Origin of the sequence: Bacillus solimangrovi (genome assembly GCF_001742425.1) — a bacterium.
In the GTDB taxonomy this organism is placed as follows: Bacteria; Bacillota; Bacilli; order Bacillales; family Bacillaceae_N; genus Bacillus_AV; species Bacillus_AV solimangrovi.
This window is the reverse complement of record NZ_MJEH01000033.1, coordinates 60,759-71,054: the sequence shown is the minus strand read 5'-3', so window position 1 is coordinate 71,054 and position 10,296 is coordinate 60,759. Positions and strand designations below refer to the sequence as shown.

The window sequence follows — 10,296 nt, the reverse complement described above, 5'->3', positions numbered from 1 at the left end:
CAATTATGTGTGGATTTGTTGGCGTCTTATCTTATCAGCCAAACCAACCGTTACCGATAAATCGTTTTATGAATATGACAAATATCATTACACATCGAGGACCAGATGATGAAGGTTATTATGAAGATGACTATATCCAAATGGGCTTCCGCCGTTTGAGCATTATCGACCTTGAAGGCGGGCACCAACCACTTTCTTATGAGAACCAACGTTATTGGATTACATTCAATGGTGAGATTTATAACTATGTTGAATTACGAGCAGAGTTAGAGAAGAAAGGGTTCTCGTTCGCTACTGATTCAGATACGGAAACCATTCTTGCATTATATGCAGCAGAAGGCCAAGCAGCTGTTAAAAAGCTTCGTGGTATGTTCGGCTTCGTAATTTGGGACAAAGAAAAACAAGAAATCTTCGCAGCTCGTGACCCATTCGGTATTAAGCCATTTTTCTATATAGAAAAGGATGACAAACTTTATTTTGGCTCTGAGAAAAAAAGCCTACTAACTGCATTTGAAGAAGATGAAGTAAACACAGAAGCATTGCAACATTACTTAACATATCAATATGTTCCTGAGCCACTTAGCTTATCAAAGGAAATTCTAAAATTGACACCCGGGCACTATATGCATAAGAAAATTGGAGAACCACTTCGAATTGAGAAATACTGGCAAGCAAACTTCAAACCAGTCAACTTAACGAAAGAACAAGCGATTAAAGAAATTAAAGACGTTATGTATGATTCAGTTAACGTACATATGCGAAGCGATGTCCCAGTTGGTTCGTTCTTATCAGGTGGTATTGACTCAACTGCTATTGCCTCAATCGCTAAAGAGTACCACCCAAGTATTAAAACCTTCTCTGTCGGTTTTGAGCATGAAGGCTTCAGCGAAGTTGATGTTGCCAAGGAAACAGCAGATAAGCTAGGTGTTGAAAATATTCAATACATCGTAAGCCCAGAGGAATACATGAAAGAGCTTCCGAAAATCATGTGGCATATGGATGATCCGTTGGCTGATCCTGCTGCTGTACCACTCTACTTCGTTGCTCGAGAAGCAAGCAAACATGTTAAGGTTGTCTTATCAGGTGAAGGAGCAGACGAGCTTTTTGGTGGCTATAACATTTACCGTGAACCGTATTCTTTGAAGATGTTTGAAAGTATCCCTAACATCGGTAAAAAGCTTCTGAAAATAATCGCGCAAATGCTCCCACAAGGAGTAAAAGGTAAAAGCTTCATCGAACGAGGATGTACTCCAATCGAAGAACGTTACGTTGGAAATGCAAAGATGTTTTTAGAAGATGAAAAGCAAGCACTGTTGAAAAACTACCATTCAAATATGAGCTATCAAGACATAACAGCACCATTTTATAATCAGATCAATGATTATGATGATGTTAACAAAATGCAATTCATTGATATTCATACGTGGATGCGTGGAGACATTTTATTAAAAGCTGATAAAATGACGATGGCCCATTCACTTGAATTACGTGTTCCATTCCTTGATAAAGAAGTCTTTAACACTGCTTCAAAGCTTAGTGCAGACTTAAAGATTGCAAATAATACGACAAAATACATTTTACGTGAAGCGATGATGGAGATCATCCCAGAACACGTAATTAACCGACGCAAACTCGGTTTCCCAGTACCAATTCGTCACTGGTTAAAGAATGAAATGTATGATTGGGCGGTTAAGCTCATTCACGAGAGCCAAACAGATGACTTACTTAACAAACAAGTCGTTCTACAACTTCTTGAAGACCACCGCCAAGGAAAGTTCGACTATAGCCGTAAGATTTGGACTGTACTGATGTTCATGCTTTGGCATCAAATTTACATTGAGAAGATATATTCATTTGATACTTCTGTTGAAGATTCAAATGAAACAGAAGCAGCAAAAAATTATTAAATGCACTAATAAAAGCCCTCTTGCTAATGATATGAACTACCCCCTATCAAGTAGATAGATTTTTATTTTTTAATCCGTCTACCTATAGGGGAGCATATCAATACAGCAGAGGGCTTTACAAATTTAAATAATCGACATGTAGACCAACGGAGACGATAAATGTGATATCAAACCTTATTAAGGGATATATGTAATCGCCTGCTTGCCCATTTGCTCCCACGCTTTTATAAATTCATCTATTGGTATCTTCTTATTCTTATTAGGGTCCAGAGGATCATTTACATAAATATAATTCTCATCATAACCAGTTATGATCACTGAATGCTCACGATATGTAATTTGAATTGGTCCATCAGGTGTTTGCCACGTTTGAAAGCTTGTCTCAGGCAATGGCTGTAAAGTCGTATTCGTGATTACCCATACTGGACGCTTTCGGCTAACGTGAAACAATACTTCTGTAAATTCACCACCTGATATATCTCTCACCTTGTTAGATAAATATTGCTGTGCTAAATCAAAAATCGGTTCATGATAGACTCCATATCCTGGTTTGTTTGTCGTATACATATCCCCTACAAAACCTTTATTGGGGTTTCCGAAATGAATAACACCATTTTTAAACGAATATGGTGTTGGGTCTTTTTCTACTTGCTTTGCAAGGGTCATTTTATCAACATCTACACCAGCATGCTGAATCAACATGGCTAGACTAGTCACTTCGCAACCACGAGGCAACTCTGGATATTGTTGTATTAAGGGTACATCAAACTTCACACTCTTTGGTAAATCCTTTAAACTTATTTTCTCACCTGACAGTGAACTAATATGGGTGGATCGATCATACACACTAGTAAGATCTTCTTCATTATAAGTTGGTGATTGTTCTAGAGCTTTGATTGTCGATTTCTTCAGTTGCCACCCTTGCTGCGTTACAAATTTATGACCACTATTTATTAAGATCAATAGAGCCAATCCAATAACAACATACGTTGATTTCAAAAGGCCACCAGTAACTTTTCGCAAAGCTATAAGAGGTATCAAACTTAAAATGATAAAAATCGAGATTGATAGAATAATGATGGTCATAATGTTGTCGCCTTTCTAAACATCATTTATTATAGAAATTACCCTTTTATACAGACACATGTATAAACAAACAATTAAAATCCATAATTTTTAAAGATTTTACTATATTCTATCAAGAAAGCGCTACTACCTCTATTTATTTATATAATTCAACTTAATATCCTACCTCTAGATTGCATTTCAAATTAACAGACAACAAATCTTTCACTGGATCTATCTTTGTATATATAAAAAAGCTGACACATGAAAATGTGTCAGCTAACAATTTTATTGACCTGCTGAAGTTGGCATATAACCTTCTTTAAATAAACGGAATTCTTCTTTTAAGACCATATATTCTTTCTTCGTATTCAATAATTGAAGGCGAGATTGCTGTACATTCAAGCGTACTTCTTCAACATCTGTTAACGTGATTAAGCCTTGATCATATGTTTTCTGCGTTTTCTCATACAATGATTGTACTTTCTCTAAGTTCTCTTCATATAGTTCAGTCTTGTCCTTCAAAAGGTTAAATTGTGTTTCATAATGATAGCTTAGTAGTTGTAAGCGATCTTGATGCTGATAAAGTCTAACCTTCGCTTCATCTAATTCTTCGATATAATAGTCAATTAAATCTTCTTCTGCTATACCGCGACCTTTTTTCGCCTCACTATATTGGGCTTCTGCAGCTCCTAACAATCCTTTTGCGATTCCTAACTCCTCAGTGAGCTTAGCAATAACAGCTGGGTCTTGTTGTTCTATTGGTTTGGCTTTTTCAGCATCTAACTTTTCTTGAACTTCTTGTACATCTTTTTGAGCTTGACTAATTTGTCCCTCATATTGATCCTCACCAGGCACTTCTAAATCTTCTGCATCATCCAAAATATCATCATATGTCGAAACCATCGTATTGAAAGGAATCAATGAAGGGTGATCCTTTAATACCTCTTCAGTTATCTTTTTTGCATTATACTTTGCAGGGTCAAGTAAGTTGAATTTTGGTGATTGAAGTTGTAAATCTTGCAAGATAGGATTTTTTAACGATTGATTTAACATAACCTGCATCTCTTGTAGATTTGCTTTTGAATCTTCTACTTCTGCTATTGCATTATTTACTTTAATCTCAGCCTGTAAAACTTCCATATCACTTACAATGCCACGCTTGCGCTTACTCAATACAACTTGATATTCATCCTTAGCTAATTCAACGTTCTGCTCGTTAACTTTCAAACTTTCATTTAATAACCAAAAATTATACAAATTATTATAAGCATTCATTTCAGCTTGAAGTTTAGTATTTATATTTTGGTAATCATCATTTTTCTCTTGTAATTCCTCTAACTCATCAACAAATTGAGCTTGATATTGCTGTGTTCTTTGTGATAAATCTGTAGCATTCCCTGCTGTAATTTGTGAGTTATAGTCTTGTTTCTTCATTTTCTCTGCTGCATTATCGATTGAATATAATTTCGCTTCATCTGCGTTTGAATATGTTGCTGATAGTGGTAGAAGCATTGTCGCTGCAATAATTCCGGCTGCTGTTCGTTTTCTCATTTCTTCGCACCTACTTTAATGAAATTTATATACGACAGAAGGGCTACTCCCCTCTGTCGTCACTTATCCATAAGCCTTATGTTTATGAAAAATGTAGATAGAAAGCATCTAACCTTCCATCTAATAATAGTTTTTTGAGTGTTTACTCTGTTACCGTTTTATTTTTCTTTCTCTTAAACTTATTACGAATTTTTCCGAATAATCGTTTGGACCATCTTGATACATCATCAACATACGTGTACATAACTGGTATGAGAAGCAGTGTAAACAGTGTAGATGTACTTAACCCAAAGATAACGACAACTGCCATTGGAACTTGTGCCTCTCCACCTTCTCCAAAACCAAGTGCAAGTGGAACCATTCCTAATACTGTTGTTAATGTCGTCATTAAAATTGGGCGAACACGGGTTGGGCCTGCTTTAAGTATCGCTTCAATCCGATCGTAACCTTGTTCGCGTAAAATATTTATATAGTCAACGAGCACAATGGCATTATTTACAACGATTCCGGCTAACATTATTATCCCTATAAATGCTGGTATACTAAATGGTTGCCCCGTGATAAATAGACCTACCAATATCCCTACTAGCATTGTTGGCATTGCAAACATGATAATAAATGGATATACAAATGACTCAAACTGAACCGCCATTACTGTATATACAAGGAAAATTGAGAATATAAGCGCAAGCGCTAAATCTTGGAATGATTCAGCCATATCCTCTGATTGTCCTCCAAATTTATAATCATAACCTTCAGGGAAGTTCATTGTAGCAAGTACAGTGTTAATATCTGCTGTCACACTACCTAAATCACGACCTTTGATGCTAGATGTTACTTGAACTTGACGCTCTTGGTTTTCACGACTAATTTGTGCAGGACCTTCGATTTGTTTCAGTTCTGCAACAGTCGCAAGTGGGACGAGGATGCCTGTTTGAGAACGAATTGTTAATTGTTCTAAATCACTAATTGATGAACGTTCGTCCTCTGGTAACATTACTCTTACATCGAACTCGTCACCTTCTTCTCGATAGAAAGTGGCAATCCTACCATTAAAGGCAAGCTCTACTTGACTCATAATCTCTTGATAAGATAAACCAAATTGAGCTGCGACTTCACGGTTAACATCGATTTGAATCTCTGGTCTTCCTTCCGATGCAGAGCTCTCAGGATTCTCAACACCCTCGATATCAGAAATTAACCATACAATTTGTTCACTAATTTCCGTTAAAACCTCTTGTTCTGGACCACTAATACTAATTGATATTGGAGCACCAGTTCCAAGACCTGCTTCCATTTCTGAAACAACAATTTCTGCTCCAGGAATATCCCCAGTTCTCTCTTTCATTTCATTGACGAATTGCTCCGTTGTCATTTCTCGTTCATCAGGACTTATTAACAATATTTGGAACGAACCTGTATTTGCACTACCTGACAGACCCGTATTAACATCTGTTGCAATTGACAAATAACTCGTTTCAATGATATCGCGATATGGTTCCATTTCTTTCGTTATTCGATTAGCTACCGCTTCAGTCGTTTCAATCTTTGATCCTGAAGGCGTTTCGAGATTAATTTGTACTTGACCTTGATCTGAAGCAGGTATGAATTCTGTACCGATTTGTGGTGCTAATACGAAACTTCCAACGATCGCAAGGATTGTAACTAAAATTGTTGTTTTTCGATGCCCAAGCACCCAATTTAACATGCGGCGATATACATTCGTAACCTTCGAAAATAAGCGAACATACCAACCTTTTTGCTCACTTTCTACTATTATTGGTTTGTTCAAAAGTTTCGAAGCTAACATCGGAATTAACGTTAACGACACGACAAGTGATGCAATTAGTGAAAAGGATACAGTTAGTGCCATAGGTGTAAAGAGATCCGATGCTAGACCTTGAACATATACAATTGGTAGAAATACTACTAAACTTGTTGTCGTTGAAGCTACCACAGCTGAGGCCAGCTCTGAAGCTCCTTTTATCGCTGCTTCTTTTACACTTGCACCATTTTGACGATATCTGAATACATTCTCAAGTATAACGATCGAACTATCGACCATCATTCCGATACCGAGTGCTAATCCACCCATCGTCAAGATATTCACTGTTTCTCCAGTGAAATACATTAATATGAAAGTTGAAACAATCGCAATTGGAATGGAGATTCCAATAATAACTGTAGCACGGAAACTACGTAAAAATAGGAAAAGTACCCCAATCGCTAGCATACCACCGATGAACATATTATTCGTTACAGATTTAATAGAATCTCGGATAAACGTTGATGTATCAAAAACAACAGATAATTCAACACCCTCTGGTAATTCTTTATTGACCTTATCCATTGCTTTTAGTAAAGCATCTGCAACTTCAATCGTATTTCCATCAGACTGTTTCAACGCAGATAGTACAACTGAATCTTCTCCGTTCACCTTCGAGATCGTATTTACGTCTTGGAAGGTATCCGAAACTGTTGCAACATCTCGCACTTTAATATCTCCACCTCTTTGAAGTGGGATAAGAGTATTACGAATGTCATCTACTGACTCAAACTCGCCTTCAATTCGAATTTGTAATTCTTGACTACCCTTTGAAATAACACCTGCCGAAGAAGAAACGTTTTCTGAACCTAATGCTTGAACAACTTGTGCTGATGTTAAACCATATTGAGCAAGCTTGGCTTGGTCCACCTCAACCTGTATTTCACGCGTTTTACCACCTTCTACTGTAACAGATGCTACTCCCTCAGCTCTTTCCAAATATGGCTGTACATCGTTTTCTGCAATCTTTTGTAACACTTCTGACTTATCACCAGTAAGACCTAAGTACATAACCGGAATTTGCTGTGGATCAAACCGTAACACGGATGGATCGTTTGCATCACTCGGCAATGCACCTTTAACTTGGTCAACTTTTTCTCGTACTTCGATCATTGCATTATCTAAATCAGTACCAGATGTAAACTGTAAAACAACCAATGAGGAGCTCGGCTGTGACCTTGATTGAATCGTATCGACTCCTTCAATTGTTGAAACAGCTGATTCAATTGGTTTACTTAATAACTTCTCAACTTCCTCTGGAGCAGCACCAGGATAACTTGTTGCCACTACTGCAATCGGAAAATCAACATCAGGGTATAAATCTACTGCTAAGTCACGTAATGATATGAATCCTAGAGCGATGATCGATAGGACAATCATAATGACACCAACAGGACGCTTTACGGAAACGTTAACTAGTTTCACAATTAACCCTCCTTAATAACCTTGACAAGGTTACCGTCTGAAAGGGTATTTTGACCTTTAACAACAATTTGTTCTTTCTCGTTTAAGTCGCCACGAATAGCTGTCCAATCTGTTTGCGCCTCTACGACTTCAACTTCCTTAGCTACTGCTTTACCTTCCTCTACGATATAAACGATATTGGCTGCTCCATCTTCAATTACTGCATCTGTTGGAACGAGCAACGTATCTTTTACACGTACTTCATCAACAATGAACTTGGCAACCATTCCAGGTTTAATAACTGAATCAGGATTTTCAATTGCTGTTTCTACCTCATATAATCCTGCATCGTTTGCAACTGAAGCTACATAAGTAATCTTTCCATTAACTTCCTCATTAAGTGAAGGAAGCTCTATACGAACTTGTTCACCCTTTTTGAACAGTGGTAATTGATCTGCACTTATTGTTGCTTGAATAACAATTGGATCTAGTGAAACGATTGTAACAACAGGCGCCTGCGAAGTAACGGTATCTCCTACTTTCGCACCAATTGCAACAATCTCTCCAGATTGTGTAGCACGAATGACTGCATCATTAACTCGGTCTTTTGCTTGAGATAATTGAACTTGGGCTTGTTCAACAGCGATGTTTGCTTGTTTAGCACCGACTTCAGCCTCTGATACAGTTTCTTTCGCATTCTCAACAGCGATTGAAGCTTGATCGTAGGATGACATGCTGTTTTCTTGACCAATCTTCCCTTTTTCATAATTTAGACGAGCATTTTGCTCTGCTATAACTGCTTGTTCATAATCTTTCTGAGCTATAGCGCCCTCATTGTACAATTCTTTCATTCGTTCTAGATTTCGCTTCGCATCCTCTAATTGAATGCTTAATGTTTCTAAATCAATCTCAGATTGTGTATACGATTTCTCTTGCTGTTCATCTTTTTTTTCAGGTTGTGTTTTATCTGAAGGCTCTTCTTGTTCTGGTTGTGTTTCATCTGAAGGTTTTTCTTTCTCAACAGTTAATTCCGCTTGTTCAAGCGTTAACTTTGCGTTCTCTAATCCATTTGATGCTTTTCGTTTATTAATTTGAGCTGTTTCAAGTTGTGTTTGCGCCTGTTGTAAACCTACTTGTTGCAATTGAAGTTGTCGAACTAGATCTTGATCATCTACTTTACCGATGACTTGACCTTTCTCAACCCAATCTCCTTTATTCACATTGAAAGTTAGCAATTCTCCTGCTACTTTCGAATACACTTCAACTTGTGAATCAGCTTTTACTTGTCCAACAATTTCATTTTCAGTTTGTAGATCTCCCTTTTTAATCAAAGCTACTTTCACTGGTGTCTCTTTAACAGGTTCTTCAGCTGTTGTAGAAGCTTGTTCCCCTCCACATCCTGCTAATAATAAAGTAAGCGATGCTGCAAGAATGAAACTACTTTTATAATGCCTAAATAATTTCTTCACCCTCTACTACTCCCTTCTTTCCACTGCTGATATTTAAATCTTACTTTTACCACATATCTGTAATTACTTGATTGAACTTACTATCAGTACTAACTTATGAAACCCCTTACTATTCATCATTTCACTTTACTTACTACGAATGAAAATTATAAAAGTTGCAAATGAAATAAATTACTTATTTCATTACGATAACTCTCTAATTGATTAACGGATTTTAAATGTACGAGCATACCTTGAAAAACGACTTTTTGCGGTTCCTCTTTCTCTAGTTCATCTTGCATCACGTTAATGCTCTGTAACACTTCATCCTTTTTTGATTCAATTAATTCAATTTCATTTAGCTTATTCTCAATTCGCCTTAAAACAGCTTTCGCTTCCTCTCTTTTAGAATGGGGAAAAAGGCTTAGCTCTATACTGTTATCTGTTTCCTTTATCGTTAGAAGGGGCGCTGAATGATCGTTCATTAACCCTTCAACTAAATCATCTAATCTACGTAATAGAAAGCTACTAAACTCCCCAAGGTTATATGTTATTTGTTCAAAAATAAGCTTTTGAAGATAAGCATGAATCATGCCATAAAAAATAAGAACCGCATCATTTACAAATGGTTGAACTTGTTCTCCATACAAGCTATGTATCGAACGTTGTAACCATGTTAATTGACCACTTCTTATTGTAGATGCAATCGAATCAATATCATCATTCAAAGATATATTTTCTCTCATAAGCATAACGAAAAAATCTTTATGCTGTTGAAATTCCTTACAATAATCTTGAAGTTGTTTCTCTACTCTTTCCCTTGGAAGCAGTCCTTCTTCTAAATCAACCTTTTCAATATTTGAGCTAATCTTCTCATAAAAATATTCATAAATTGATAAAATCAAATCACCTTTCGATTTGAAATGAAGATAAAATGCACCTTTTGACACTTCACTCTGTTCTGCAATTTCCTGAATTGAAGTAGCATGAAAACCTTTCTTAGCAAATAACTTTAATCCTACTTCAATAATCCGTTTCTTTTTTTCGTGCATGACAGTCCCCTCCTTTCTTAAGTAGTAAAAATATTAGGACA

At 36.7% G+C, this 10,296-nt stretch carries 6 protein-coding genes; 1 reads left to right on the top strand and 5 read right to left on the bottom strand.

Features of this window, described 5'->3' with window-relative positions; translation table 11 throughout:
- The first annotated feature begins 5 nt into the window (after nucleotides 1-5).
- The gene (asnB, locus tag BFG57_RS11935; protein WP_069717718.1) at nucleotides 6-1,907 is read left to right on the top strand and encodes an asparagine synthase (glutamine-hydrolyzing); all 1,902 of its coding nucleotides are present in this window, start codon (nucleotides 6-8) and stop codon (nucleotides 1,905-1,907) included.
- A 177-nt stretch (nucleotides 1,908-2,084) separates the two neighbouring features.
- Here the strand turns inward: asnB and BFG57_RS11930 are convergent, their stop codons facing one another.
- The 5 genes from BFG57_RS11930 to BFG57_RS11910 form a co-directional block, all read right to left on the bottom strand.
- Complete coding sequence (locus BFG57_RS11930) at nucleotides 2,085-2,993, bottom strand: C39 family peptidase (RefSeq protein ID WP_069717717.1); 909 nt, start codon at nucleotides 2,991-2,993, stop codon at nucleotides 2,085-2,087.
- Nucleotides 2,994-3,260: 267 nt separating this feature from the next.
- Entirely contained in the window at nucleotides 3,261-4,526 is a 1,266-nt protein-coding gene (locus tag BFG57_RS11925; protein WP_069717716.1) for a TolC family protein, read from the bottom strand.
- A 142-nt stretch (nucleotides 4,527-4,668) separates the two neighbouring features.
- A complete protein-coding gene (locus BFG57_RS11920) occupies nucleotides 4,669-7,776 on the bottom strand; it encodes an efflux RND transporter permease subunit (RefSeq protein ID WP_069717715.1) in 3,108 nt (1,035 codons plus the stop codon).
- A 2-nt stretch (nucleotides 7,777-7,778) separates the two neighbouring features.
- Complete coding sequence (locus BFG57_RS11915) at nucleotides 7,779-9,224, bottom strand: efflux RND transporter periplasmic adaptor subunit (protein ID WP_069717714.1); 1,446 nt, start codon at nucleotides 9,222-9,224, stop codon at nucleotides 7,779-7,781.
- Between the two features lie 146 nt (nucleotides 9,225-9,370).
- Entirely contained in the window at nucleotides 9,371-10,255 is an 885-nt protein-coding gene (locus BFG57_RS11910; protein WP_069717713.1) for a TetR/AcrR family transcriptional regulator, read from the bottom strand.
- Nucleotides 10,256-10,296 lie beyond the last annotated feature (41 nt).